We start from the raw sequence: 24,681 nt of genomic DNA, 5'->3' as shown, positions 1-24,681 counted from the left end.
GAGAGATGGTGGCAAGGGTGGAAAAATTCATTTTTCGAAAAAATACTTTTCTTTTCGAAAAAAATCTTTCATTGAACCCCAAGCAAAAGCATGAGAGGAGCCTTGCAGTTCCCTTGATTCGAGCCAAATCAGCCGAGGTTGTGAAATTTGTATTTTGATAGAGAGAAATTTTCCAACGTCAACCGCAAGAGCGTGCTGACTCCGGAGATGAAAGCCATCTGGGATGACATGGGGCTTGGCGTCGCCGTGGTGAACGCGGACGGCATCTGCGAATACATGAATCCGATCCAGCAGCGCATCGACGGATTCAGCAGTCTGCCCGTGGTGGGGGAGCACATCACCAATCTGTATGTGCCCCATGAACTGGAGTGCATTCCCACGATGGAATGCCTCAGGAAGGGCGAGCCGCTGCTGAAGAAGTCCTATTTCTACAAGACCACGAAAAATTATCTGGCCGGGACGGTTTCGGATTTCTTTCCGCTTTTCGATCACGGAAGGCTGGATGGGGTCATCGCCTTCACCATCTGGACCGGGACCACTTCATTGGCGGAGCACAGGACCGGTTCAGCCAGAGCCTCGGGGGCAAAGGCCGCCAGGTTCGAGTATTACACGTTCGACAGTCTGGTTGGTGAGGACGAGGCCCTGCACGAGGTGATCGACGAGGCCAGAGCTGCTTCGCAGGCTTCCTCCCATGTCATGATCTGGGGCGAGAGCGGCACGGGCAAGGAACTGGTGGCACAGGCCATTCATGCGGCGAGCACCCGGAGTGAACATCCGCTGGTTCCGGTGAACTGCGCGGCCATTCCCGAGAATCTGCTGGAGGGCATCCTGTTCGGCACGGCCAAGGGCGCGTTTACCGATGCGTCGGACAAGCCCGGGCTTTTCGAGGAGGCGGACGGCGGAACCCTGCTGCTGGACGAACTCAATTCCATGCCCATGGGATTGCAGGCCAAGCTGCTTCGCGTGCTGCAGGAAAAGCGCGTTCGTCGGCTCGGCTCCAGAACCGAGGTACCGGTCGACATTCGCGTCATCAGCATTCTGAACGTGGACCCGCTCAATGCCGTGGAGCAGGAGCTGCTTCGGCGAGACCTCTTCTATCGGCTGGCCGTGGTGGGCATCGCCGTGCCACCGCTGCGCGACCGCAGGACCGACATTCCGCTTCTGGCCCGTACGTTCATCGACAGGTCCGAACATGTGCGCACGTCCGGCCCCATTGACATTGCCGACCATGTGCTGAAGGTGTTTTCCGAATACGCATGGCCCGGCAATATTCGCGAACTGCAACATGTCATCGAAGGCAGTCTCGCCCTGCTTGGCGAAGGCAACCTGATCGAGGAGCGTTGTCTGCCCCGGCATTTTCGCGAGGCGTGTGCCGCATCTCCGGCTCTGCAGCCCGCGTCGTCGATTTCCCTGCATCGCAAGGCTGCCGAACCAGTCGTGTCCGCAGCAAACTATTTCGACTATCAGGGAGTCAGGAAGAGCAGCGTGATTCCGCTCAAGAATTGCGTTCAGGAGTATGAAGCCCAGTGCATCCGCAACGTGCTGCGCGTCACCGGAGGAAATGTGGCCAAGGCGGCCCGCATTCTGGAAATCACCGGAGCCGGGCTGCGCTACAAGATCAGGCAGTTGGGAATCGAGGACGAGGATTGATTGCCCCCTGTGCGCAGCCCGGGCTGATTGCCGGCGTTCGGAATCAGAAGAGAGAGCGTCCCAGACAGACCAGTCCCGCAAGGGCGATCACGACCGTGAGCACGCGGCGGAATGTCTCGACATTGATGCGCTTGACCACGGGGAAGGCGCAGAGTGTACCCAGCATGGTGGCGGGCACGCCGTACATGGCGTAATCCAGCAGGGCCGGAGTGTACATGCCTGCCGAGGCCTGAAGCACGCAGGTCATGGTTCCCCGAAGCACGAAAAACACGCCAAGGGTTCCCAGAAACACGCGCGGAGACCAGCCTACATACAGTCCGTATGCGCCGATGGGCGGGCCGTCGAACGAGATGGCCGTTCCCAGCAGGCCTGCGCCGAATCCGGCGGCTCCGCCTCTGGTCCATGATTCCGGATGGGTTTGCTTCACCTTGAAGGTGCTCTGCCAATAGACGTAATAGAGCAGCAGCGCGCCGACGCCCCCCTGCAGTATGGAGCCTGACACGATCTGGAGGATGAACAGTCCGGCGAACGCACCGGGCAGGGAGCCCACCAGCATGGGCCACAGCGCGGACACGCGGCAGTGGCGGAAATGCATGCAGGCTATGCAGCCGTCCATGACCACGTTCAGCAGACAGCTGAGCGGGATGACCTCATGCATGGGGATGAACATGGCCGCGACCGGCACGGCCACCAGCGCCCCGCCGATGCCGCTGACTCCGGAGACGAACCCGCCCGCGAACCAGGCACAGAAGACAAGCAGGGAAAGGAAATCCGGCATTGGATGTTGCCTCCGTGGCCCGTTGCTAGCGCACCACCCGGCTGGCTTCGCATTCCTTGAGCGAGCCGTAGCCGAGTTTGCGCATCAGCAGTTCATACCGTTCCCGTACCGGATTGCGGTTTTCCGCATGCGCCGCATCCACGAATCGGGTGTATTCGGCAAGGGTGGCCGGGGAATAGGTCTGGAGCTCGCATCCCAGATACAGACGAAATCCTTCGCGGCCTTCCGGTTGCACTGTCTTGGGAAATTCCGCAGCCACCTCGGCCCGCCACGCGGATTCCGCATCCACGATCGCGTCAATGCACGGGTCCGTGTTCAGGGGAGGGATCAGGGATTCCATGAGTGCGTATTTTTCACTCATGAAGTTGCGAGCATCCTGCACGCCCTGCTTCAGATCGTTCAAATACGATTCGAGGAAGGAAAGCGGGAGCACGGCATGCGTGATTTCCCGCATCAGGCGGAAGGAATCCGGATGCTCCTGACACAGGGACGTTCCTCCGCGATTCTTCACGGCCAGAAACATGGCCAGTTCCAGATCAATGATTTCCCGTACCAAGGTTTCGCATGATTTTTCAGACATGTTTTTTCTCCCGGATCGTTGTGGCTTGCACGGTCGTCCTTGTGCGTTTTTTCCCGATCTGCATTGACTCACTTTGTGTCGCAAGGGGGCGCCCGAGCGTTGCCGGCCAAGAGAGGTTTGCCTCAATTGCCAGTATTTTCAAGCGCTTTTTAATGGCTCCCATTTTGGTTCGATTTCCGGAGTGACTCATTGCGGATACCGCATTGGGAAAATGCTCATTTCGTACGATCGTGAAAAAGAAAAAAGGAACGAATGCGCTGTTTGCAAAGCCGGTGCCGCTTGTCCATTTTGCTCCAAACAACATGCCTCAAAAGTTGTTTGTCTCGTAATATATTGTTTTTATTGGTTTAAAAATAATGGTTTTCTTTGCTCTCCCATTTTTCTATCAATGTCGCTTTGCGGAATGTAACGAGAAGAAATTTTCGAAAAAGGAAAGAAAACTTTCGAAAAAGATATTTTTTTTATTCTTCCATTGACCAACTTTTTTACTGATTTCAAAAAGCATAGTTTTTTTAGATAGTTGAAAAGATGGTGAAGAATTTCACGTATTGGCATCGTCTTTGCTCTCTTCGGATCAGCATTTCGCGAATTTGCATTCACCTGAAGAGAGTGTGGAGGAATCGTTCGCTCCTCTGCGGTCATGAGAAGGCCATGCGCCCACGAACTGTGGAATCGACTGCATGGCAGCCAGTTATCGGACGCTTCCGGCGGTTGCGTCCGCGGCAGAAACCGGTCGGCATACGCTTGGGCCGACCGACCCGTACCCGGAAGCTTGTTGGTACGGGCCTGCCGAAAACGACACGGGCTACATTGTTTTGAACTCTTTAAGATTGAAGAGAGCTACCATGGCACAAGACGAACAGTTGAAATTGGAAAAATCGCTTTCCCCGGCACAGGTCTGGGCGTTGGCGCTCGGTTCGATAGTCGGTTGGGGATGCTTTGTTCTTCCCGGCGACATGTTTCTTCCCCAGGCCGGTCCCCTTGGCACCCTGATCGGATTCGCGGTCGGCGCGTTCCTGCTCTGCTTCGTGGCGGTCTGCTACAGCTACATGATCAAGTACGCTCCGGTTGCCGGAGGTGCGTTTGCCTATGCCTATGTGGGATACGGCCCTACTGCGGCATTCATCTGCGGTTGGGCGCTCGTGCTCGGCTACATCGCCATCATCGGCATCGACATTGCCGCACTCGCCCTGATTTTCCGTTTTCTTTTTCCCGGCGTTTTCGAGTTCGGGCCGCTCTATTCCATAGCAGGGTGGGAAGTCTACATGGGCGAAACCATGCTCATGACCGGCGCGACCCTGCTCTTCGGCTGGCTCAACTATCGGGGCGTCAGCTTTGCCGGAAAACTGCAGGTTGTTCTTGCCTTTCTGCTGACCGTGGGCATTGTTTCCCTGTTTGGCGGTACCGCTTCACTTGAAACCGCGCATTTCAGCAATCTCATGCCCTTGTTTGCCGAGCATCGCACCATGCTTTCCTGCGTGCTGCTCATCTTTGCCATCTCTCCCTTCCTTTTCGTGGGATTCGATACGGTTCCTCAGGCTGCCGAGGAATTCTCCTTTGATCCGGCCCGGGCACGCAACATCATGATCATTGCCATTCTGTGCGGCGTTGTGCTGTACAGCCTTGTCACGCTGGCCGTGGCCATTGCGATTCCGTATCCGGACATGCTGGCCAAAATGGACGCTCTGCGCGAGGCTGGCGGAACTGCCTGGGCCACGGGCGAAGTCGCCAAGCTGGCCTTTGGCAAGTTCGGCGCCATCGTGCTGGCCTGTGCGGTCATGGGCGCTGTGTGCACCGGCATCAACGGCTTTTACATTGCCACGTCCCGCCTGCTGCTCAGCATGGCTCGCGGCGGCATTCTTCCTTCCTGGTTCGGTGATATCCATCCCAAGTACCGTTCGCCCTACAAGGCCATTCTGTTCACCATCGCCATCGTGCTGCTGACCCCGTTCGCAGGCCGTTCGGTCGTGGTCTGGATCGTGGACATGAGTTCCGTGGGCACCGGCATCGGCTACCTGTTCTCCTGCCTTGCCGCACGTCGGGTCCTGCTCGGCAGCACGGATGTCACGAACAGGGCCACCCGGCTGTTCTGCTGCACCGTGGGCATTCTGACCTCCGTCATGTGCATTGTGCTGCTGCTGGTTCCGGGGTCCCCGGCCTACATCGGCGTGGCCTCCCGCTGGTGTCTGGTGGCCTGGGTCGCCATGGGCTTCTTCTTCTACTATTCCAACAGGTCCGAATGGGCCAAGCTGCCGGAATCCATTCTGCGTTCCCGCATTCTGGGCCGCAGCGACATTCCGGTCTTCTTCAAGAGCCGCGATCCCCGGGTCGGTGCCGAACAGCATCAGGGCGCAGGCGATTGATCAATGGCAACAATCCGGCACAACCATCCGTGTCGGACCCCTCTCCCGCCCCTGTCTGCGCAAGCAGGCAGGGGCTTGTTTTTTTGGGGAGGGGGAAAGGGAGCCTGAAGAAACTGGTCGCTCTGTTTTTTGATGATTGTCCGTTGCTTTCTTCCGGAAAAAGTGGAAAGGCTGTCCTGTCGTCAGGATATATCTTTCCGCTTTTGCCGGAAAATGCGTACGGCATGGAATCTGTTTGTTTTTTATCTGCTTGAAAAAGAAGGAAAAAACAGAAGCTTGTGCTGGTATGCTCTTTGTAACAGTCCGGCTTTATACTTTTTTATTCGGAGAATGCCAGCATGAAAGACTATGATGCTACCGCGGCTGCGGAATACCGCATGGTGGGCCGCAATACGTTTGAGGAATTCATCGAGATGGCCAGCCTGTTTCACAACTATCCGGCTCCCGGGCTGCTCATCGGCGGATACATGGTTGCCGAGGCCATGCAGCGCATGCCCGAGGGGGTGTTGTACGAGGCCATTTCCGAGACCTCCTGGTGTCTGCCGGACGCCATTCAGATGCTGACGCCCTGCACTGTGGGCAACGGCTGGATGCGCGTGCTTAATTTCGGTCGCTATGCCATGAGCCTGTACGACAAGTTCACGGGCGAGGGCGTGCGGGTCTGGCTGGATCTGGACAAGATTCCCGAGGATTCCGAGATCAGGCCGTGGTTCCTGAAGACCAAGGCCAAGAAGGATCAGGATTCCGATCTGCTTCGGCATCAGATCGGCATGGCCGGAGCCGATATTCTTTCCATCCAGCCCATTACCGTGGACGCGTCCATGCTGGTCAAGCGCAGCAAGGGCGAGATCGCCGTCTGCCCCATGTGCGGCGAGGCATACCCCTCCGTGCACGGCGCGGTCTGCCGTTCCTGCGGCGGAGAGTCCCCCTACACCGAGCAGGCCGTGGCCGATTCCGGCGTGATCTATTCCCTGCCCAAGCAGGTGCGCACCATTCGATCCGAGGATGCGGCGGGCAAACGTGCTGCCCATGACATGACCCAGATCGTGCCGGGCGTGGACAAGGGCGCGGCATTCCGCAATGGCCAGACCTTTGCCGTGGGCGACCTGTGCCGCTTGCAGCAGATGGGCAAGAACAACGTGTACGTGCAGGAGGGCGAGGTCGATCCCCAGTGGGTGCACGAGGACGACTGCGCCAAGGCGTTTGCCTCGCGTCTGGCGGGCAAGGGCATTTCCGCCAAGGGCGAACCGCACGAAGGCAAGGTCACGCTTCAGGCCGATTGCGACGGCCTGCTGCGCGTGGATCGCCGCAGACTCAAGAGTTTCAATCTCTGCCACGGCGTGATGGCGGCCAGTCGCAAGGGATGGACCATGGTGCGCAAGGGCGCGGAAATCGCGGGCACCAGAGCCATTCCACTGTATCTGGAAAAGCCGGATTTCGACCATGCGCTGGAAGTGCTGGGCGATCGTCCGGCATTCGATGTGCTTCCCCTGAAAAAGACGACAGTGGGCATTCTGATCACGGGCAACGAAGTGTTCAACGGCATCATCGAGGATCGTTTCGAGGACATCATTCGTACCAAGCTGGCCGCGTTCGACTGCTGCACCGTGTTCAAGACGGTGTTTGCGCCGGATGACCGCGAGGCCATTCGTGATGGAGCCCGGGAGCTGCTGGACGGCGGCTGCGATCTGATCATCACCACGGCCGGACTGTCCGTTGATCCGGATGATCTCACCCGTCACGGCCTTGTGGATGCGGGAGCGCATTCCCTGGTCTACGGTGCGCCCATCCTGCCCGGGGCCATGACCCTGATCGGAAGAATCGGGAAGGCCCGCCTGCTGGGTGTGCCCGCCTGCGCCCTGTTCTTCCGGAGAACCAGTCTGGACCTGCTTCTGCCGCGTCTGCTGGCGGATGTGGACATCACCCGCGACGATCTGGCCGAGATGGGGAATGGCGGCATGTGTCTGGGATGCAGCAACTGCACCTTTCCCAAGTGCTCCTTCGGCAAGTAGGTTGTCCCGGAAAAATCGACATGCAACGATTCGTTCAAGTCCTTCTGGCCGTCCTTGTTCTCATGACGGCCGCGTCCTGCTCGACCTTTGACGAGCGCACCCCCCTGACCGTGGAGGAACGGGAGTGGATTTCGCGAAACAAGGAGGTCAGGCTCGGCGTGTCCCTGCATTATCCTCCCTATGAGGAATACGGACTCAAGGGCGGCTATGAGGGCTTGAGCGCGGATTATGTCCGGCTGATCAATGAAAAGACCGGACTGCGCTTCGTCCCGGTGCGTTTCCGCAACCGGGACGAGGTGCTGCGCGAGGTGAAGCAGGGGAATGTGGATGTGGTTGCGGCGCTGGAAATGACGGAAGGTCGCCGCGAGTATCTGGACTTTACCCAGCCCTACGTGACCGTGCCCGCCGCCATCATCACCAGAAAGGAGTTCCAGGAGGAGCTCACGCTGGAAAAGCTGGACGGCATGCGCATCGGCGTGACCGTGTCCCCGGAATTCACCCGGTATCTGAAAAAGCATTATCCCGGCGAATACACCATCGTGCCCATGGCCGGGGGATACATCGGCGGCCTTCGCTCCCTTGCCGTGGGCGACGTGGACGCGCTGATCTGCGACATGGCACTGGCCTCGCGCTACATTGCCAACGCGCGCATCAGCAACCTGCGCATTGCAGGCATCACCAACTACACCATTGATCTGCGCATTGCCTCGCTCAAGGCCAGTCCCATTCTCGGCAGCATTCTGCGCAAGGGGTTGGCCATGATTCTGCCTCATGAGCGCAAGGTGATCGAGGAACGGTGGCTGACCCTGCACTACCGCCCCATCTGGGCGAGCTGGAAATTCTGGATCGGTCTGTTTTCCGTGTGCGGGGCCATTCTCGGGGGCGTGGTACTGGTGCTGGTCTGGAACCGCAGCCTCAAGCGACAGGTGGCCCAGCGCACCATGGCGCTCAGCTCCATCAACAAGGTGCTGCTTGGTTCGCTGGAGTGCCATACCGAGCACGAGGTCATGCTTCGCTGTCTCGAGGAGGCCGAGAACATGTCCTCGAGCGAGCGCGCGTTTCTCGGCGAGGTTGCCGGGAACGGGGTGCTCAAGGTCTTTCTTGCCACGGAATGCGGGGAACGGGCCGTTTGCGAGCCGCTGGACATTGGCGGGGCACAGCTTTCCTTCGAGCAGATGGAGGCGCTGGGCAACTGTCAGGTGGTACAGGCCACGTTGCGTGGTTCGGATGGTCTGGACGTGCATGTGATCATGGTGCCGCTGCACATTCTGGCCGGGGCCGATCTGCGGATCATCGCCGTGGGCAGGCGGCAGGCCCGGTACGTGTCGAGCGAGGTTTCCCTGCTGGCCGAGGTCCTGTTCGCGTTCGAGGAGGCGTTGCAGCGCAAGCGAACCGAGATTTCCCTGCACGAGAAGGAACGCCAGCTTCAGCGCGTGCAGCGCATGGAGGCGCTGGGTACTCTGGCCGGGGGCATTGCCCATGATTTCAACAACATTCTCGGCGTGATCATCGCCAACGGCGAAATGGTCGAAATGTTTCATCTGGACGGGAACGAACCGCTGGCCGCCAAGGTGCAGGCCATGCTTGCCGCCGCGTACCGAGGCAGGGATCTGGTCAGCCAGATACTGACCTTCACGCGCAAGAGCAGCGAGGAGGCAATTCCCCTGAATCTTGGGCCCATCGTCAAGGAAACCATCAAGTTTCTTGAAGCGTCGCTTCCCGCATCCATTACCATGGACTACGAGATCGCGTCGCCGGAACGAACCGTGCTGGCCGATCCCACGCAGGTGCATCAGGTGCTCATGAATCTGTGCACCAATGCGGCGCACGCCATGGAGAATTCCGGGGGAACCATGTCCATTTCCGTGCATGGGGAGAGCGTGGGCAGCGATCGGCCGGAAACCTCTGTGCTCAAGCCCGGGCCGCATGTGGTCCTGTCCGTGCGGGACATGGGCGGTGGCATTCCGCCCGAGGTGGTGGACCGGATTTTCGATCCGTTCTTTACCACCAAGATGCCGGGAAAGGGCACCGGACTCGGGCTGGCCATGGTGCAGGGCATCGTCAAATCCTGGGGAGGCGAGATTCTGGTTCGCAACGAGCCGGGGCGGGGCGCGGAGTTCCGGGTCTACATTCCGGCCATGGTCAAAAGCGGCGAGCTTGCCGTGGAAACGCGTGGGGACACCGAGATATGTTCAGGGTGCGGGTGCATCCTGCTGGTGGATGACGAGGATGAACTGGTAAGTTCCTGCTCGGAATTCCTGACGAATCTTGGATACAAGGTGCATGGCGAGACCGACAGCCTTGCCGCTGCCGAGCTGTTCTGCAATGCGCCCGGGGATTTCGATCTGGTGATCACGGACTACAACATGCCCGGACTGCGGGGGGACAAATTTGCCCGCAAGGTGCTCGAAGCCCGGCCCGGGGTGCCGGTCATTCTGTGCAGCGGCTACAGCCATCGTTTCGACGAAAGCGCGGCGGCCTCACTGGGAATTCGGGAATACCTCAAGAAACCCATCAGCCTGAAGGCGCTGGCAATGGCCGTGCGCAAATACCTCAAGCCCGATTTTTCCTCTCGGGACGAGGATTTCGATCGCGAGGAAAACTGAGTTTCGAAAAACAGGCGGAGCCGTCGCACGGCGGCGGAACCGTCGGGAAGGGGGCATATATGGCCAAGGTGCTTGTCATAGACGATGATCGCATGACCTGCGAGGCGCTCATGGAACTGGTGCGCAACATCGGTCATGACGCCGACTGTGCGCTTACCGTGCGCGAAGGGCTGGCAAAGAACCGCGAGATCGAGTTCGATGTGGTGTTTCTGGACATCCGCCTGCCGGACGGCAACGGTCTGGACATCCTTCCCCGACTGCGCGAGCAGGAACTGCCGCCCGAGGTCATCATCCTGACCGGACTGGGCGATCCGGACGGCGCGGAACTGGCCATCCGCAACGGTGCCTGGGATTATCTCCAGAAACCGCTATCCCCCAAGAAGATTCTGCTTCCGCTCAAGCGCGTGCTCAAGTACCGGGACAATCTGCGTCAGGCGGACAAGGGAGCCATGCCCGTGGAACGGTGCGGCATCGTGGGCAGCGGGCCGGCCATCACGCAGGCTCTGGAACGCCTCGGCATAGCGGCGCGCAGCAATGCCAGCCTGCTCATTTCCGGGGAAACCGGAACCGGCAAGGAACTGTTCGCCCGGGCCCTGCACGAGAACAGCCAGCGCAGTCGAGGGCCATTCGTGGTCGTGGACTGCGCGTCCATTCCCGCAACTCTGCTGGAAAGCACGCTTTTCGGCCACGTGAAGGGCGCATTCACTGGCGCGGACCATGCCAGTGGCGGCCTGATCATGGAGGCGGACCGGGGGACCCTGTTTCTGGACGAAATCGGCGAAATGCCCCTTGCCCTTCAGAAGAAACTGCTTCGCGTGCTTCAGGAACGCAAGTACAGACGGGTGGGCAGCAGTCAGGAAGTTTCCAGTGATTTTCGTCTGGTCTCCGCAACTCATCGTGATCTCAATGAAATGGTTCAGAATGGTACGTTTCGGGAAGACCTGTTGTATCGCCTCGGAGCCATGTCCATCACGCTGCCACCCTTGCGCGAGCGCAAGGAGGACCTGCCCGAACTTGTCCATTTCATGGCAAGGCGCATCAGCGAAAAGAACATGATCCCGCAAAAGGGGATTTCCCCGGATTTCATGGAAGCGCTTCAGGAATATCACTGGCCCGGCAACATCCGCGAGCTGTCCAACGTGGTGGAAACCTCGCTGGTCAGTGCCTATGCCCATACCGAACTGTACCCCATGCATTTGCCGGAACGGGTGCGCATCACCATGATCAGGCAGTCCCTGTCCGGACAGGATTCCGCAGGCGCCGGACCGGAGCCGGAGCCCGAGGATGCCGCGGAACTGCCCGTGTACAAGGAATATCGCGCCCGGGTTCTGGAGCAGGCGGACAAATGGTATTTTTCCCGGCTCATGGAGGCGGCCCGCTGGGATGTGGAACGCGCCTGCGAAATGTCGGGACTGGGCAAGAGTCGGGTCTATGATCAGCTCAAGCAGCATTCCATCGAGAAGGAGTGAGTCTTTCCATTAATTTCGGAAAAAATGCATGACATCCCTTTCTCCGCTTTCCGATTTTTTCGGACCTGCGGAGGGAGGGTTTTGTTTTTATCCTTTTATTTCAGATTGATGAGGTCAAATCGGAGCTTGGCACGCTTATTGTTTCATGCGTTCCATGGATTGAGACCGGTCGCTGCAGCAAGGCGGCCAAAACAATGAGGGCTTTTATGGATAGGAAAAATTCGGAACGGAAACCGGCAGGCTCGAGCCTGAAGCGGCGCAGCTTCCTGAAGTGGAGCGCGGCTCTGGGCGGTATGACCGCTCTGTCCGGTGCCGGGGTTTTCTGTGGCCTCCGGTCCGTGGAAAGTGCGGAAACGTTCGCGGACAAGGTTGTCTGGACATCCTGCAACGTGAACTGCGGCAGCCGATGTGCCTTGCGCGCTCACGTCAAGGACGGCGTGGTCGTGCGTGTGGATACCGATGATACGGGCAAGGACGTGTATGGCGATCATCAGGTGCGCGCCTGCTTGCGCGGCCGTTCCATGCGGCATCGCATCTATGCTCCGGATCGGCTCAAGTACCCCATGAAGCGGGTCGGCAAGCGTGGCGAAGGCAAGTTCGAGCGCATCTCCTGGGATGAGGCTCTGGACGGCATTGCCAAGAGCCTTGGCGAGACCATCGAGAAGTACGGCAACGAGTCCGTCTACCTGAATTACGGGACGGGCAACCTCGGCGCAGTGCTGTCCAAGTCCTGGCCCACCGGCTCCACGCCCGTGGCCCGGCTCATGAACAGCCTCGGCGGCTACCTGAACCAGTACGGCACCTACAGCGACGCCATGATCGACATGGCCCTGCCCTATACCTTCGGCAAGGGATGGGTCAAAGGCAACCTGCTGTCCGACATCGTGAACAGCAAGCTGGTGGTGTTTTTCGGCAACAACCCGGCGGCCACGCGCATGAGCGGCGGCGGTCTGGTGCATGACGTGATCGAGGCCCGCAAGAAGGGGTATGCCCGCATCATCGTGGTGGACCCGAGATACACGGACACCGCCACCACGCTGGCCGACGAATGGATTCCCATTCGCCCCGGCACGGACGCGGCACTTGTCTGCGGCATTGCGCATGTGCTGATCTCCGAGGATCTGGTGGATCATGATTTTCTGCGCCGCTGCACTGCCGGGTATGACGAGGATTCCATGCCCGAGGGCGTGCCTGCCGGGCTTTCCTACAAGTCCTACATTCTGGGCAAGGGCCCGGATGGTCAGGCCAAGACTCCGGAATGGGCTTCGGAAATCACGGGAATTCCGGCCCGCCGCATCATTCAGCTTGCCCGCGAGATCGGGCAGGCCGATCCCTGCTACATCTCGCAGGGCTGGTCCGTGCAGCGTCAGGCCAATGGCGAGAACAACTGTCGCGCCATCAGCATGCTGCCCATCCTGACCGGCAACGTGGGCGTGCAGGGCGGCAATACCGGTGCGCGAGAAAGCGGCTACGGCATCCCGTTCGCCAGCTTTCCGGTGCTGGAAAATCCGGTCAAGACGTCCATTTCCTGCTTCACCTGGACCGATGCCATCGAGCGTGGCACCGAGATGACCGCCAAGCGCGACGGTGTGCAGGGCCGCGACAAGCTGGTCGCCCCGATCAAGTTCATCTGGAACTTTGCGGGCAACTGTCTGGTCAACCAGCATTCGGACAGCAATCGCACGTCCGAAATTCTGGGCGACGACTCCAAGTGCGAAACCGTGGTGGTCGTGGACAACTTCATGACCCCGAGTGCCAAGTTCGCGGATTATCTGCTGCCCGCCACCTCCAATCTGGAGGAGGATGACTTTGCGCCTCAGGGATTCGCCTCGGAAATGGGGTATGTGATCTTTGCGGAAAAGGTGATCGAACCGCTTTTCGAGAGCCGCACCATCTACGACATCTGTGCCGGAGTGGCCGAGCGCCTTGGCGCGGGCGAGAAGTTCACCGAGGGTCGTACCCGTGCCCAGTGGGTGGAATACGTCTACCAGAAGTCGCGCGAAATGCTGCCCGAACTGCCGGAAAAGCTGTCCGACGCATTTGCCATGGGCATCTTTAAGCGCGAGAAGCCGGGCCTGCCGCCGGTCCCGTACAAGGAATTCCGCGAGGACCCGGAAGGGCATCCCGTGAAGACTCCTTCGGGCAAGCTGGAGATTTTCTCCAAGCAGCTCTGGGACATCAACAGGGAATGGGAATTGCCCGAAGGTGACGTGATCACGGCTCTGCCCGAGTACACGCCCACTTGGGAAGGCGTTTCCGATCCGCTGCGCAAGACCTATCCGCTTCAGCTCATCGGGCATCACTACAAGCAGCGGACCCACTCCACCTACGGCAACGTGGACTGGCTCAAGAAGGTCGCGCCGCAGGAACTCTGGATCAACCCGGTGGACGCGGAAATCCGTGGCATTGCCCACGGCGACAAGGTCAAGGTCTTCAATGCCCGCGGCGTTGTTCATACCGTGGCCAAGGTCACCCCGCGCATCATGCCCGGCGTGCTCAGCCTGCCCGAGGGTGCCTGGTTCACCCCGGACGGCAAGGGCAACGATCTGGGAGGCTGCGTCAACGTGCTGACGTCGCTCAAGCCGTCTCCGCTGGCCAAGGGCAACCCCCAGCATACCAACCTCGTTCAGGTCGAAAAGGCGTAGGGGAGAATAGCGAATGTTGAAAAGACCTGCATTTTACATAGACATGGAAGCATGCACGGGCTGCAAGACGTGCATGATCGCCTGCATCGACAAGAATGATCTGCCGGACGGCGTGCTGTTCCGGCGCGTGACCGAATACGCGGGCGGCAACTGGAGCAGAAATGCGAACGGCTCCTACGAGCAGAACGTGTTCGCCTACTATCTGTCCATTTCCTGCAACCACTGCGAAAATCCCATCTGCGTGCGCTCCTGCCCGACAACGGCCATGCACAAGGACGAGAACGGCATCGTGACCGTGGACCACGACAAGTGCGTGGGCTGCCGCTACTGTGAATGGGGCTGCCCCTATTCCGCGCCCCAGTTCAATGCGGAAAAGGGCAAGATGGAAAAATGCGACTTCTGTCGCGATTATCTGGAGCAGGGCAAGCCTCCGGCGTGCGTGGCGGCCTGTCCGACCCGCGCTCTGAAGTTCGGGGAATACGAGGAACTGGCTGCGAAATATGGTGCGGACAACGTTGTCGCGCCGCTGCCGGACCCGTCCATCACCGGGCCGAACCTGATTGTTTCGCCCAACCGCAACGCCCGGCCCGAAGGCTCGCGTTCCGGTAAAATCCAGAACCCCGAGGAGGTGTAATCATGGTCTTCAATGAATGGAGCCTCGTGCTCTTCACCGTCCTCGCTCAGACCGCCGTCGGCATGCTGCTGGTGTCCGAGATCGCGCGCAAGACCGCTTCCGGCCCCGTGGGAGCCGTGTTGTCCCGGCAACTTCCGGCTGTGGGCGTGCTGACTGCCGCAGCTCTGCTGCTGTCCCTGTCCCATCTGGGAACACCGCTGCACAGCGTGTTCACCATTCTCAATGCCGGATCGTCCTGGCTCAGCCGGGAGATTCTCGCCATGGGCGGCTTTTTCGCTGCCGTTGTGGCGCTGGCCGTGGTGCGCCGCAGGAATCCCGAGGCCGAGGCCACGGGATTGGCCGTGCTGACCATGCTGCTCGGCCTTGTGGCCGTGTACGTGATGTCTCGGGTCTACATGCTCGTGACCGTGCCGGTGTGGGATTCCGTATCCACCATGCTGGGCTTCTATGGCACTGCGCTGGTGGCCGGTTCCATTGCTGGCGGTCTGCTGTTCGGCATCCAGAGCAACCGGGACGCGTCCCTTGCCGGAGAGACCAGAAGCCGCATTGCCGGGGTTTTCATTCTGGCCGCGCTGCTTGGTCTGGGGCTGAAGTTCGTGGGCGTGCCTCTGGAAATGATCGCTCTGGACTCCATGAATGGTCTGGACGTGTCCGGATTGGCCATGCTGGCTTCGGACGGCACCGTGCTGCTTGTGGCGCGCATGGTCCTGACCTTCCTCGGCACGGCCGTGTTTGCGTGGGCCGCGTTTCGCGTGGTGGTCTCCCATGAGAACGGAGTCATGATCAATGCCGGGCTGTGCGCCTTTGGTCTGGTCCTGGCCGGAGAGATCATGGGCAGACTCATCTTCTACGGAACCTATCTGCGCATCGGAATGTAACGAACGAACCGGGGCCGGGGAGCTTCGGCTTTCCGGCCCCTTCTGGAAAATATATGCAATCGTCGGAAAATCTTTTGGGCGCATCCGTGGCCTGCGCCTTTCTGGGCCGCGTGCTGCGCGAAGCCCCGGACGCAGACCTGCTGGAGGAGATCCGGCGGGAAGACCTGCTTGCGGATTGGCCGCTGCCCGTGACCGGAGAACTGCGGCACAGTCTCGGTTCCCTGAAGAACTGGCTGGAGTCTCTGGATGAAGTGGCGCTGGAACAGGTGCGCGTGGATCATGCCGACCTGTTTGTCGCACCGAACCGGGCCGTGCCCATGTGGGAATCCGTATGGACCACCCGGGAGCGGCTGCTCTTCGGCGACCCTACCTTCGAGGTGCGCGATGCCTATGCGCGCCACGGGCTGACTGCGCCCCTTCTGAACAACGAGCCGGACGACCATCTTGGTCTGGAGCTGGCGTTCATGGCGCATCTTCTGGTTGGTGCGGCGCAGGCTCAGGTGAATGACGATCCGGATACAGCCGAGGCCATGCTCGCGGATGCCCGGGCCTTTCTGTCCGATCATCTCGGGCGCTGGGCCGGAGTGTGTCTCGAGGAGATCGAGGCCAGAGCTGGAACCGACTATTACCGTGCCGTGGCCGAACTGTGTCGGGCCACCGTGGATTCCCTGCCCGCCCTGCTGGCGGCATAGACGGAGAGCCGCATGTCTGTCAGGCCGGAATTCGTGCAGTCGCATTGCATCGCCTTTCGGGGCGGGGAGTGCGGTCTGTGCGTTGACGCATGTCCGGCTGGTGCGTTGTCTCTGGCGGATGGTCCGGTTCTCGATCCGGCCATCTGTACGGGATGCGGCCTCTGCGCCGCGGTCTGCGCTTCGGGGGCGTTGCGTCACGACGCTGGGCGCGACTTTGCCCGCAAGGCCTTTGCCCGCGGGGAAAATCCCATGGTTGTCGGATGCTTCGGATTGCCTGCACGGTCCGGGGATCAGATGGAACTCGGCGCGTGCCTGTCGGCATTGAACCCGGAATTCCTGTTTGCAACGGCACTGGCCGGAACCGGGAAGGTCTCGTTTGTGCGTGGGCAATGCTCGGAGTGTGCCAGAGGCGATCATTGTCGCGGTTTTCTCAAGGCCTTGGGCGAGGTGCGTCGGATTTTTCCGCAGCTTGCGGATCGGATTGCCTGCATGCGGGAAAAAGGCGCGCGAACGGTTTCCGTGAATGCGGTTTCCCGGCGGTCCCTGTTCGGGATGCTGCGAGGAGGCAGGGGCAGGGCGACCATGGATCAGGATGTGACTGCCGCTGTCCCGGACTGGTGGCGCGAGGTTGTGGCTCTTGCCCCGGAGAATGTGGCCGGAGCCATGCTGGAATTGCTGCCGAGTGCTGAAATTCGCATTGATCCCGGCTGTTCCGGGTGTGGCGCGTGCGTACGTGCCTGCCCCACGGACGCACTGGAGTTCGTGGCTGGCGAGAGCTGTTTCAGTCTGCGTTTCACGGTCTGGAAGTGCGTGGATTGCGGACTGTGCGAGCGGGCCTGTCGCACGGACAGTGTTGTCCGTCTGCCGTTTGGCAAGGAGAATTTCTGTCGCGAACCGCAACCATTGCATTCCGCTTCCTTTGGCCAATGCCGACGGTGTCGGGCGAAAAGCGCCAATCTGGTGAACGGGTATTGTGAAATTTGCGCCCGCAAGCTGGGCATGTAGCGCGACAGGGTATGCAGGTGGAAACCGCTCCGGGGCCGATGGCCCCGGGGCGGTTTTCTCATGGGGTGTTGTTCGAGGGGGCCTGAGCCCTAGAGGGAATACTGATACTTGACGGTTACCGTGATGTGCAGGGGGGCGCTGCCGATGATTTTCGGACGTTCCACCATGCCGCTGGCCGCGCGGATGGCGAGCAGGGCGGTCCTGTCCAGCCGGGGTGTGCCCGAGGTGCGTGTCAGTCTGATGTTGGAAAACGCACTGTCCGGCCCGATGGTGAAGGCGTAGCTCGCCTTGCCGATCAGGTCTTCCAGACCGTGGCGGTCGGGCTGGAATTTGCGTTGCTCGATGGCCTTGCGCACGTTGGTCACGTACTGCCTGAGCGCCTGTCTTCGCCTGTTCGCCTGCGCCTTTTCCCCGTTTTCCGAATTCGAGCCCGGCTGTGCTGCCTGTCCCAGACTCAGGGAATCTCCGGCCGGAAGCGAGGCCACATCGAAGTCCGCAGGCACGAGAATCTGTTCTCCGCCCTGTGTCGGAGTCGAGGTCCATTTCGCATGGACAAGCAGGAAGTGGGCGCACAGGGAAAACACGATGCACGCGGTCAGCACCGGGCTGCGCGTCATTGCGCGTCTCCGTCCAGACTGGTGGGCGGTGCATTGGTGCGCGTGGCGATGACCAGATTGGAAAAGCCGTGCTTGCGCACCATGTCCACCACGCGCACGAACGGTTCCACCCGGGCCTCGGGCGCGGCCTTGAGCAGGATGCGTTGTGGCTGGCTCGCCAGAGGCAGGGCCGCCGTATGATCCAGAATGAAGGACAGGTCGCGCATGGTTGCCGGGGCATTGTCGCAGGACAGGGTGCCGTCCGGTTTCAGTTCGATTTCCAGCGATTTGCCGGAAACCGGGTGCGAGGTCTCGGCGTCCGGCAGTTCCATGTCCATGCCCCGGGCCGTGAACACCGCGGAAACCACGAAGAAGATCAGCAGAATGAACACCACGTCCAGAAGCGGCGTGATGTCCGGAGAGGCTGGTTGTGGGGTGCGGTGCCTGAACGAGATCACGGTTTGGGCCCCGGTCCCGGCATGGTGTTGTCCAGAAGCAGGGCCGCAGTCCGCTGCATGGCGAATGCGGTCTTTTCATGCTGGCGGCGGAACCAGCGGTGGGCCAGAAGCGAGGGGATGGCGATGCCCAGTCCGGCCGCCGTGGTCAGCAGGGCCTGCCAGATGCCCCCGGCCAGCATGGTGATGTCCACATTGCCGGAACTCGCGAGTCTGGAGAACGCGGAGATCATGCCCATGACCGTGCCGAGCAACCCCATGAGCGGGGCTGCGGTGGCTGCCGTGGCCAGAAAGTCCAGACGGCGGCTCAGGCCGAACAGGGCTTCCTCACCAGCAAGCTGGGCATGTTCCTCGCATTGGCGAGCGGAACCGTCGGCCAGCAGGGCCGAGAAGAATTCCGTGAAAAAGGGCGCGGTTTCCTCCACCCTGGAGAGCGCCTCGCCCTTTCTGCCCTGTCGGGCCATGTCCAGAACCGACGCGAGCGTGTCACCCTTGGGAAAGCTGGTGGTGGTGAAGACCACGAAACGTTCGGCCATGACCGCGAGAGAGGCCACGGATACGGCGAGGAGCGGCCACATCATGGGACCACCCTGCTGAAACAGGGTCATGCGCGTGCCTCCTGAAGGACTTCGAGCGGGGTGAGGTCCATGTCCCTGCCAATGGCGACCAGAAAGGGCTGATCATGGAATTCGCTGCCAAGGCTGGAGAATTCGTAGCGACCGGCAACGTACTGCACGACCTGGGCATGATCGTGGCCGATCAGGGACACGATTCCCTTGAGCCGGAAAACTTCCGTGGGGAGGAGGCGTTCCAAGGCTCTGACCAGGGCTTCCCGGCTCAAGGGCGCGTCAAAGGCAAAACGTCTTGAAGTGAATCCTTCCATTGCGTGGTCATGATGGGGGGTGTTCAAAGGTGCGGGAAGGAGACCCGAAACGTTCTGCTCGAAGGGATCGGAGTCGTACAGGGTTGCGGGGTTGATGGTCCCGTGCTCGGTTTCGGCCATGAGTGCACGGGAGTTCAGGGCGCGGATGCGCCGGGAAAGTTCGGAGCGTTCCCGGTCGGTTACCAGGTCGCATTTGTTGAGCAGGATGATGTCCGCAGCCTTGATCTGGCAAACCGCGATGTCGCTGGTTTCCAGCAGGGCCGGGGCATTGGCTGCGTCCACCAGCGTGGTCACGGAATCCAGCCGGACCAGTGGGCGGAGTGCGTCGAGTTCTTCCAGAATGTTGAAGGGATTGGCCAGTCCCGTGCTTTCCAGCACGATGACCTTGGGGCTGAACCGGGCCTTGAGCTGTTCGATGCCCTTGGACAGATTGCCCGCCAGCGTGCAGCACACGCATCCCTCGTCCAGTTCGACAATGGAATCGTCGCCTTCCAGCAGTTTGCCGTCAACTCCGGTCTGGCCCACCTCGTTCTGGATGATGGCCACGAGTTCGTCGCGGGAGGCATGGTATTCCAGCAACTGGTTCAGGAACGTGGTCTTGCCTGCGCCGAGAAAACCGCTCAGCACGATGAACCGGGGGCGGGTGTCAAAGGCGTAGGCATACTCCATGTTCGTGCCCAGCAGGCTGAGGTCGTGCGTCTTCCAGAACAGGGCCGAGGCGATTTCCGGCGGCATGCCGTCGGTCCGGTCCGGGGTGAGCGTCTCTTCCCGGAGGAGGGGGGAGACAAGAGTGCACGCAGTTTCGTCATCCCCCCAGGCAAGGGTATCGGTTATGATGGAAGTGCTTCTGTCAAAGGATATTCGTTCGCCTTGCCGGGTGTATCCCGGAACCATGTCGGCCTGCTGTTCCCGGCCGTAACGGCTTGGCGGCGTTTCCAGACTGTTGGATACGGCCGCAGCCAGAATCAGGAAGAAATCCATGGCCAGTTCATGGGCCGCGAAGTCCTCTTCCGGGGTGCCCGGGGCGATGATCCAGTCTCCGGAGTCCGTGGCGATGCCGTCCCGGGCAATGCAGATTTTTCGTTCCAGCGCCTGGCATTGGATGGCCAGAGCTGTCTCGTCATTGTCCAGAAATATGCGAATCCTGCCGATGCGAAACGGCGCGGCCCAGTCCGGAGCCACGGAAAAATGCCGGACCTGTTCCAGATAGTCGAGGTGCGCGGCGGCCAGATTCGCGGCCAGAGACATGCGTTCGAGCAGGGGCTCTTCGTCCGCAGGAAAATAGTAGAGGCCCAGATCGGCGTGGTGCCTGGCGTCGCTCTGCCCGGAGGTCTCGGCGCACAGGCCGTATATGCCGGGGCGGGAGCGGAGCTTCATGGTCCAGGCAAGATCGCCTCTGGGGCAGACTGCCATGCCTTTCCAGCCGACCAGCCGCTTGAATTCATTGTGGCGGCAGGCTGCGAGCAGGCTGTTCATGAGCAGGCCCGGCATGTCCACGGGCTGGCCTTTGGGACGCAGAGGAGGAAGGATGGCGGAAAGGTTCATTTCTGAAGACTCTTGATGTGCGCCCGGCCCCGAAGGACCGGGCGCATGTATGGGTGACGGCTTTAGCAGCCGAAGGTTATCTTGTCGCCGTTGCCGAGGTAGTCCTTGGAGGCCGAACGGAACCGCGCGGTGCCGCGCACCACGGGGTAGCCCGCCTCGATGAACTTCTTGGCCGTGAGATGGCCAGTGCAGTGGTTGCAGCCTATGCGTTCGAAGCCCCACTGTCCAAGGGAGATGACAAGGTCGTCGTACTTGGGGTCCCAGTCCTCGAACGGGGAGATGTGGAGACCACCGTAGATGCCGTAGAACCTGTCGTTGTCGTATTTCAGGTTGGCGTAGGCAAAGTCCGCGAACTTCAGGATGCCCTGATGGCAGCAGCCGGAGATCAGCACCAGCCCCTTGTCCTTGATGTTGAAGGCAAGGGAGGTTTCGCCGAACACGCGGTTGATGATGGGTACGTCGAACTTGAGCAGGGCCACGCCCGGAGCGATCTGGGTCACGGGCTTGTCCGCAATGGTCAGTTCGCCCTTGTAGCCGCTGTCCTCGATGTACTGGAGGCCTTCCTTGTAGAAGCCGTCGTGCACGTAGAGGGGGATGCGGTTGTCGTACTTCATGGTGACGGGCAGGCCCCAGAAGTGGTCCCAGTGTTCATGGGAGATGAACAGGGCCTCGATTTCCTGATCGCGCAGCATCTGGTCGATGCCCTCGCGCTTGAAGCAGTTGTCCATCCATTCGTAGGACCAGCCCGTGTCCAGCAGGTACTTGTGCACCGTGCCGTCCAGAGCCTCCACTTCGAGCAGGCAGGAGTAGCCGCCCGGATTGTCCGGGTGCAGGGACAGCTTCTTCTGGATTTCCCATGCCTTTTCCAGATCGTGAGGCAGCAGATCCTTGATGGTGCTCATGCCCTCGTCATAGGAGCCTTTGGCCGAGCCCTTGCCGTTGCCGAACGGGGCCCAGTTCAGGGTGTACTGGTTCACGAGCAGGCCGCCGGCCTCGTGGATGTCGCCGATGAGGTGCGCGTTGTTGAACCAGCTCGTTTCCGAGATGTTGGTCACGCGTACGCTGCGGCATGCGCCGAAGTCCTGCTGCTTGCGGTTGGTCTTGGGAAGGCGGCTGTAGGCCCACGGGCTGTAGGAGTACATGCCCATGCCCGCAAATGCGCCCGCGACCAGACCGGTGGCCGCGCCCTTCACGAAGTCGCGTCTGCTTATGTTCTTCTTGTCGTTGCTCATTGTTTCTACTCCTCTTTCCCGCACTTACTTGATGATGGTGATGTTCTCACCGATCCAGGGCAGGACATTGATGATCGCGAAATAGAGCAGCGCGCCCACGGCAAGGCCGATGGCAAGGCCCTTGGCAATGCCCGGGGTCCATTTCACGTCGCTGGCCACAACCTCTTCCCTGACCTCTTCGAGTTCGGCCTCGGTCCTGGGCACGGCCTTCCAGCCCGGCCAGCCGTCCATGAACCAGACGTTGATCAGGAAGATGTTGATCAGCCAGATCATCGGGATCATGGGGAACTGCTGGGGATGGGAAAAGCCCTTCTGGGTGCCGAGGAACAGGTGGGATGTCTTGTAGTAGACCACGTATACCAGCACGGCCATGGCAGCGGTCAGCAGGGTGCGGATGCACACGTTGACCGGACGGCTGAATTTGGTGGGCCAGTTGTTGCAGTAGAAGCTCAGGAACAGGGTGGGCACAAGCCAGAAAATGGCCATCTCGCCCACATGCAGCCAGCGCCAGTCCGGAGCCATCAGGCGGCGGGTGCCGCGAATGGTCTCGCCCCAGACCAGATCCTGGGCGTAGAACAGGAAGAAGCACAGGGCCACGGCAATGCCGATGATGCCGAAGAAGGACGCGGTGCGACGCAGTCCGTCATGCTTGATCAGGTTGAAGGGATAGCGTTCCCAGATGGTTTCGTACAGCCAGACCACCACGGTGCAGCACATGATCCACGCGATGTGGAAGTTGCCGGAAACCGTGTTGGCAAAGTCCTCCCAGTAGGGCGGGCAGATGGCCGTGAACTTCTGCCAGGGGTAGAAGAGGATGGCCATGTGGGAATGCATGGTCAGGAAGTACACGATCATGCTGAAGAAGAAGGTCACCAGCACGATGGTGATGCCGCGCGCGGGCTGGCCGAGTTTCTGCCATGGTGCGTTTTCGCAGGCCACGACCCAGCTCGGGGAGAGCCACGACGCGATGGCAGCGAACATCATGATGGCTTCCGCTGCATACTCGATGGAGTAGAAGTCCGTGATGCCCATGGCCATGAGCCGGTCCGGGTCGAAGTACGCGATGCCGAAATTACCCAGGATTTCCACGAAGAAACCCTTGATCAGGATGATCATGGCCGCCACACTCACGAGTGTGAGCACCGAGCCTTTTATCAATGGGTGTGTCTTGTTGAGCCAGCTCCTCTTGAAGGGCCAGAAGTCGAAGATGTACGCCACCCAGATGAACAGGATGAGGAGCCAGCGGCAGACCATGTAGCCCACGTACGGGGTGTACATGCGCATCAGGCCGCGCGGGTCCTGGAAAATCCACCACGTGGCGTAGAAGAACGCCAGTATGAGGACGCTATTGACCAGGGCCGGGATCGGGCCGTTCCAGCGTTTGACCAGCTTCCGGCTTTCAAGGTAGCTCACGCTACTGTTGTCCATGTTGCAACTCCTTCGCGAGTTCGCAGGGAGGGTGATCAATCCTCGCTGTCCAACTGCTCTCTCTTCGGTCGTGTTGATTGCGGTTCCGGGTCCGGAACCAGTTCTTCCAATTGCCCGGGCGTTACCGTTGCCGGATCGATTCCCATGGCCATGGCGCGGAGAAAACGTTCCTTTTCGGTTAGGCGCACCCGTTCGGGCTGTTCCACCTGTTCCGACGTTTTCGCAGCATCCACCGTCTGGCCCAAGCCGGGAACGAAACGGCTGAAAAATTCTCTTCGTTTCATTGTGCTGACAGGAGTGCGTTCGACTATTCGCCGGGAAGCACGATGGCGGCAAAGGTGCGCATGCACTGGGCAGCCAGTTTCTCGGCCTCGTCGGCCCTGCCGCTTTTCAGGGCGTTGAACAGCTCCACGTGGTACGCGAACAGGGAATCGGTCTGCACTTCGGCAAGTCCGGTTCCGGCGTGCTCCAGATTGGGAACCGCAGCCTGAAGTTCCTTCATCAGCAGGATCAGGTAGTCGTTGGCCGAGGACTCGGCCAACGACAGAAAAAAGGAGATGTACACCCGGCTGAACGCGGCGATGTCGAAATTGACGATGGCCTCGCCGAGTCTTGCCGTGGCGGTTTCCAGTGCAGCCACACCGGAAGGTGACAGGCGGGTTGCCTGTTCGCGGGCCAGCCCGGGCACCACCATGTACAGGGTGTCCAGAAGCTGCCGCGTGGCGGACTGGGACTTGCGTCTGCGGAGCTGCTCCCAGCTGATGCGGCCTTCCTTGCTCCTGAGGTAGCAGCCGCTCTTCTGGCGGATTTCCACGTAACCCATGGTTTCAAGGTTGCAGAGCACTTCGCGGATGGTGTTTCGACTGGTGTCGAACATTTCCGCAAGGCGGCGTTCGCCGGGCAGGCGATCCCCCACGGAAAAGGAGGAGCCCTTGAGCATGTCCGCGACTTTTTGGCAAAGAATGGGGCGTTGTGCTGATGCCATATCTGGTCCAACCAGTTTGGGGTTGTTTTTCCGTGTCCTCACGCTTTCACCCTCATTTATGGGCAAAGCAAGGATGCGGGCAAGAGTTTGGCGGAAATTTCACATTAAACTGGTTGGGCCACTTGAAGGCCGTAAGGGTGGTCTTTCGTATTGAATTTTTCTAACCATCCGGAATTGAAGGGATACCGTTTTTCAAATTTGTCGCGGACCGTACATATGAAGAAACGCACCCGAAATGCTTCGGG

At 60.1% G+C, this 24,681-nt stretch carries 20 protein-coding genes; 10 read left to right on the top strand and 10 right to left on the bottom strand.

The features are described 5' to 3' along the window. Nucleotides 1–147 precede the first annotated feature (147 nt). Entirely contained in the window at nt 148–1,650 is a 1,503-nt protein-coding gene (locus tag MPN23_RS07330) for a sigma-54 interaction domain-containing protein (RefSeq protein WP_243547046.1), read from the top strand. A 43-nt stretch (nt 1,651–1,693) separates the two neighbouring features. Here the strand turns inward: MPN23_RS07330 and MPN23_RS07325 are convergent, their stop codons facing one another. Together MPN23_RS07325 and MPN23_RS07320 are read right to left on the bottom strand one after the other, a co-directional pair. Next, nucleotides 1,694–2,428, bottom strand: a complete 735-nt coding sequence (locus MPN23_RS07325; protein ID WP_243547045.1) for a sulfite exporter TauE/SafE family protein — start codon at nt 2,426–2,428, stop codon at nt 1,694–1,696. A 25-nt stretch (nt 2,429–2,453) separates the two neighbouring features. Beyond that, nucleotides 2,454–3,008, bottom strand: coding sequence for a DUF4125 family protein (locus MPN23_RS07320; RefSeq protein ID WP_243547044.1), 555 nt, complete (start codon nt 3,006–3,008; stop codon nt 2,454–2,456). Nucleotides 3,009–3,853: 845 nt separating this feature from the next. On the opposite strand from MPN23_RS07320, the gene MPN23_RS07315 reads away from it, so the two are divergent. The 9 genes from MPN23_RS07315 to MPN23_RS07275 all read left to right on the top strand — a co-directional run bounded on the left by MPN23_RS07315 (nt 3,854) and on the right by MPN23_RS07275 (nt 17,312). After that, entirely contained in the window at nt 3,854–5,371 is a 1,518-nt protein-coding gene (locus MPN23_RS07315; protein WP_243547043.1) for an APC family permease, read from the top strand. A gap of 338 nt (nt 5,372–5,709) precedes the next feature. After that, nucleotides 5,710–7,383 (top strand): FmdE family protein, encoded by a 1,674-nt coding sequence (locus tag MPN23_RS07310; protein ID WP_243547042.1) that lies wholly within the window; start codon nt 5,710–5,712, stop codon nt 7,381–7,383. 20 nt (nt 7,384–7,403) lie between these two features. Next, nucleotides 7,404–9,989: an ATP-binding protein gene (locus MPN23_RS07305; RefSeq protein ID WP_243547041.1), complete on the top strand. Its 2,586-nt coding sequence runs from the start codon at nt 7,404–7,406 to the stop codon at nt 9,987–9,989. Nucleotides 9,990–10,048: 59 nt separating this feature from the next. Further along, complete coding sequence (locus tag MPN23_RS07300; RefSeq protein ID WP_243547040.1) at nt 10,049–11,458, top strand: sigma-54-dependent transcriptional regulator; 1,410 nt, start codon at nt 10,049–10,051, stop codon at nt 11,456–11,458. Between the two features lie 206 nt (nt 11,459–11,664). Then, nucleotides 11,665–14,103, top strand: coding sequence for a DMSO/selenate family reductase complex A subunit (locus MPN23_RS07295; protein WP_243547039.1), 2,439 nt, complete (start codon nt 11,665–11,667; stop codon nt 14,101–14,103). A gap of 13 nt (nt 14,104–14,116) precedes the next feature. After that, a complete protein-coding gene (locus MPN23_RS07290) occupies nt 14,117–14,737 on the top strand; it encodes a DMSO/selenate family reductase complex B subunit (protein WP_243547038.1) in 621 nt (206 codons plus the stop codon). A gap of 2 nt (nt 14,738–14,739) precedes the next feature. Next, the gene (locus tag MPN23_RS07285; protein ID WP_243547037.1) at nt 14,740–15,615 is read left to right on the top strand and encodes a dimethyl sulfoxide reductase anchor subunit family protein; all 876 of its coding nucleotides are present in this window, start codon (nt 14,740–14,742) and stop codon (nt 15,613–15,615) included. Nucleotides 15,616–15,668: 53 nt separating this feature from the next. Beyond that, nucleotides 15,669–16,307 carry a TorD/DmsD family molecular chaperone gene (locus tag MPN23_RS07280; protein WP_243547036.1) on the top strand — a complete coding sequence of 213 codons (639 nt, stop codon included), beginning with the start codon at nt 15,669–15,671 and terminating at the stop codon, nt 16,305–16,307. 12 nt (nt 16,308–16,319) lie between these two features. Then, a complete protein-coding gene (locus MPN23_RS07275) occupies nt 16,320–17,312 on the top strand; it encodes a 4Fe-4S dicluster domain-containing protein (protein WP_243547035.1) in 993 nt (330 codons plus the stop codon). An 89-nt stretch (nt 17,313–17,401) separates the two neighbouring features. On the opposite strand, the gene MPN23_RS07270 is transcribed toward MPN23_RS07275, so the two are convergent. From MPN23_RS07270 to MPN23_RS07235, 8 genes are all read right to left on the bottom strand, one after another. Then, nucleotides 17,402–17,929 carry an energy transducer TonB family protein gene (locus tag MPN23_RS07270; protein WP_243547034.1) on the bottom strand — a complete coding sequence of 176 codons (528 nt, stop codon included), beginning with the start codon at nt 17,927–17,929 and terminating at the stop codon, nt 17,402–17,404. Next, the gene (locus MPN23_RS07265; protein ID WP_243547033.1) at nt 17,926–18,366 is read right to left on the bottom strand and encodes an ExbD/TolR family protein; all 441 of its coding nucleotides are present in this window, start codon (nt 18,364–18,366) and stop codon (nt 17,926–17,928) included. The genes MPN23_RS07270 and MPN23_RS07265 overlap by 4 nt, the downstream gene beginning before the upstream one ends. Further along, complete coding sequence (locus tag MPN23_RS07260; RefSeq protein WP_243547032.1) at nt 18,363–18,971, bottom strand: MotA/TolQ/ExbB proton channel family protein; 609 nt, start codon at nt 18,969–18,971, stop codon at nt 18,363–18,365. The genes MPN23_RS07265 and MPN23_RS07260 overlap by 4 nt, the downstream gene beginning before the upstream one ends. Continuing rightward, nucleotides 18,968–20,791, bottom strand: a complete 1,824-nt coding sequence (locus MPN23_RS07255; RefSeq protein ID WP_243547031.1) for a CobW family GTP-binding protein — start codon at nt 20,789–20,791, stop codon at nt 18,968–18,970. Before MPN23_RS07255 ends, MPN23_RS07260 begins: the two co-directional genes overlap by 4 nt. Before the next feature lie 62 nt (nt 20,792–20,853). Continuing rightward, nucleotides 20,854–22,023 carry a twin-arginine translocation signal domain-containing protein gene (locus MPN23_RS07250; protein ID WP_243547030.1) on the bottom strand — a complete coding sequence of 390 codons (1,170 nt, stop codon included), beginning with the start codon at nt 22,021–22,023 and terminating at the stop codon, nt 20,854–20,856. A gap of 24 nt (nt 22,024–22,047) precedes the next feature. Further along, nucleotides 22,048–23,451: a hypothetical protein gene (locus MPN23_RS07245; RefSeq protein WP_243547029.1), complete on the bottom strand. Its 1,404-nt coding sequence runs from the start codon at nt 23,449–23,451 to the stop codon at nt 22,048–22,050. 35 nt (nt 23,452–23,486) lie between these two features. Continuing rightward, on the bottom strand, nt 23,487–23,735 hold the full coding sequence (locus tag MPN23_RS07240; RefSeq protein ID WP_243547028.1) for a hypothetical protein: 249 nt from the start codon (nt 23,733–23,735) through the stop codon (nt 23,487–23,489). Between the two features lie 23 nt (nt 23,736–23,758). Then, nucleotides 23,759–24,436 carry a FadR/GntR family transcriptional regulator gene (locus MPN23_RS07235; protein ID WP_243547027.1) on the bottom strand — a complete coding sequence of 226 codons (678 nt, stop codon included), beginning with the start codon at nt 24,434–24,436 and terminating at the stop codon, nt 23,759–23,761. Between the last annotated feature and the right edge of the window lie 245 nt (nt 24,437–24,681).

Origin of the sequence: Pseudodesulfovibrio tunisiensis (assembly GCF_022809775.1) — a bacterium.
GTDB lineage: Bacteria > Desulfobacterota > Desulfovibrionia > Desulfovibrionales > Desulfovibrionaceae > Pseudodesulfovibrio > Pseudodesulfovibrio tunisiensis.
The sequence above is the reverse complement of the archived record's forward strand: the minus strand, read 5'-3'. Positions and strand labels throughout refer to the sequence as shown.

Bases quoted from the DNA above. Each gene is read 5' to 3' on its own strand.
- MPN23_RS07235 (WP_243547027.1), bottom strand. From the start codon at position 24,436: ATGGCATCAGCACAACGCCCCATTCTTTGCCAAAAAGTCGCGGACATG.
- MPN23_RS07320 (WP_243547044.1), bottom strand. From the start codon at position 3,008: ATGTCTGAAAAATCATGCGAAACCTTGGTACGGGAAATCATTGATCTG.
- MPN23_RS07255 (WP_243547031.1), bottom strand. From the start codon at position 20,791: ATGAACCTTTCCGCCATCCTTCCTCCTCTGCGTCCCAAAGGCCAGCCC.
- MPN23_RS07305 (WP_243547041.1), top strand. From the start codon at position 7,404: ATGCAACGATTCGTTCAAGTCCTTCTGGCCGTCCTTGTTCTCATGACG.
- MPN23_RS07245 (WP_243547029.1), bottom strand. From the start codon at position 23,451: ATGGACAACAGTAGCGTGAGCTACCTTGAAAGCCGGAAGCTGGTCAAA.
- MPN23_RS07275 (WP_243547035.1), top strand. From the start codon at position 16,320: ATGTCTGTCAGGCCGGAATTCGTGCAGTCGCATTGCATCGCCTTTCGG.
- MPN23_RS07260 (WP_243547032.1), bottom strand. From the start codon at position 18,971: ATGACCCTGTTTCAGCAGGGTGGTCCCATGATGTGGCCGCTCCTCGCC.
- MPN23_RS07280 (WP_243547036.1), top strand. From the start codon at position 15,669: ATGCAATCGTCGGAAAATCTTTTGGGCGCATCCGTGGCCTGCGCCTTT.
- MPN23_RS07250 (WP_243547030.1), bottom strand. From the start codon at position 22,023: ATGAGCAACGACAAGAAGAACATAAGCAGACGCGACTTCGTGAAGGGC.
- MPN23_RS07285 (WP_243547037.1), top strand. From the start codon at position 14,740: ATGGTCTTCAATGAATGGAGCCTCGTGCTCTTCACCGTCCTCGCTCAG.
- MPN23_RS07270 (WP_243547034.1), bottom strand. From the start codon at position 17,929: ATGACGCGCAGCCCGGTGCTGACCGCGTGCATCGTGTTTTCCCTGTGC.
- MPN23_RS07310 (WP_243547042.1), top strand. From the start codon at position 5,710: ATGAAAGACTATGATGCTACCGCGGCTGCGGAATACCGCATGGTGGGC.
- MPN23_RS07300 (WP_243547040.1), top strand. From the start codon at position 10,049: ATGGCCAAGGTGCTTGTCATAGACGATGATCGCATGACCTGCGAGGCG.
- MPN23_RS07315 (WP_243547043.1), top strand. From the start codon at position 3,854: ATGGCACAAGACGAACAGTTGAAATTGGAAAAATCGCTTTCCCCGGCA.
- MPN23_RS07240 (WP_243547028.1), bottom strand. From the start codon at position 23,735: ATGAAACGAAGAGAATTTTTCAGCCGTTTCGTTCCCGGCTTGGGCCAG.
- MPN23_RS07295 (WP_243547039.1), top strand. From the start codon at position 11,665: ATGGATAGGAAAAATTCGGAACGGAAACCGGCAGGCTCGAGCCTGAAG.
- MPN23_RS07290 (WP_243547038.1), top strand. From the start codon at position 14,117: ATGTTGAAAAGACCTGCATTTTACATAGACATGGAAGCATGCACGGGC.
- MPN23_RS07325 (WP_243547045.1), bottom strand. From the start codon at position 2,428: ATGCCGGATTTCCTTTCCCTGCTTGTCTTCTGTGCCTGGTTCGCGGGC.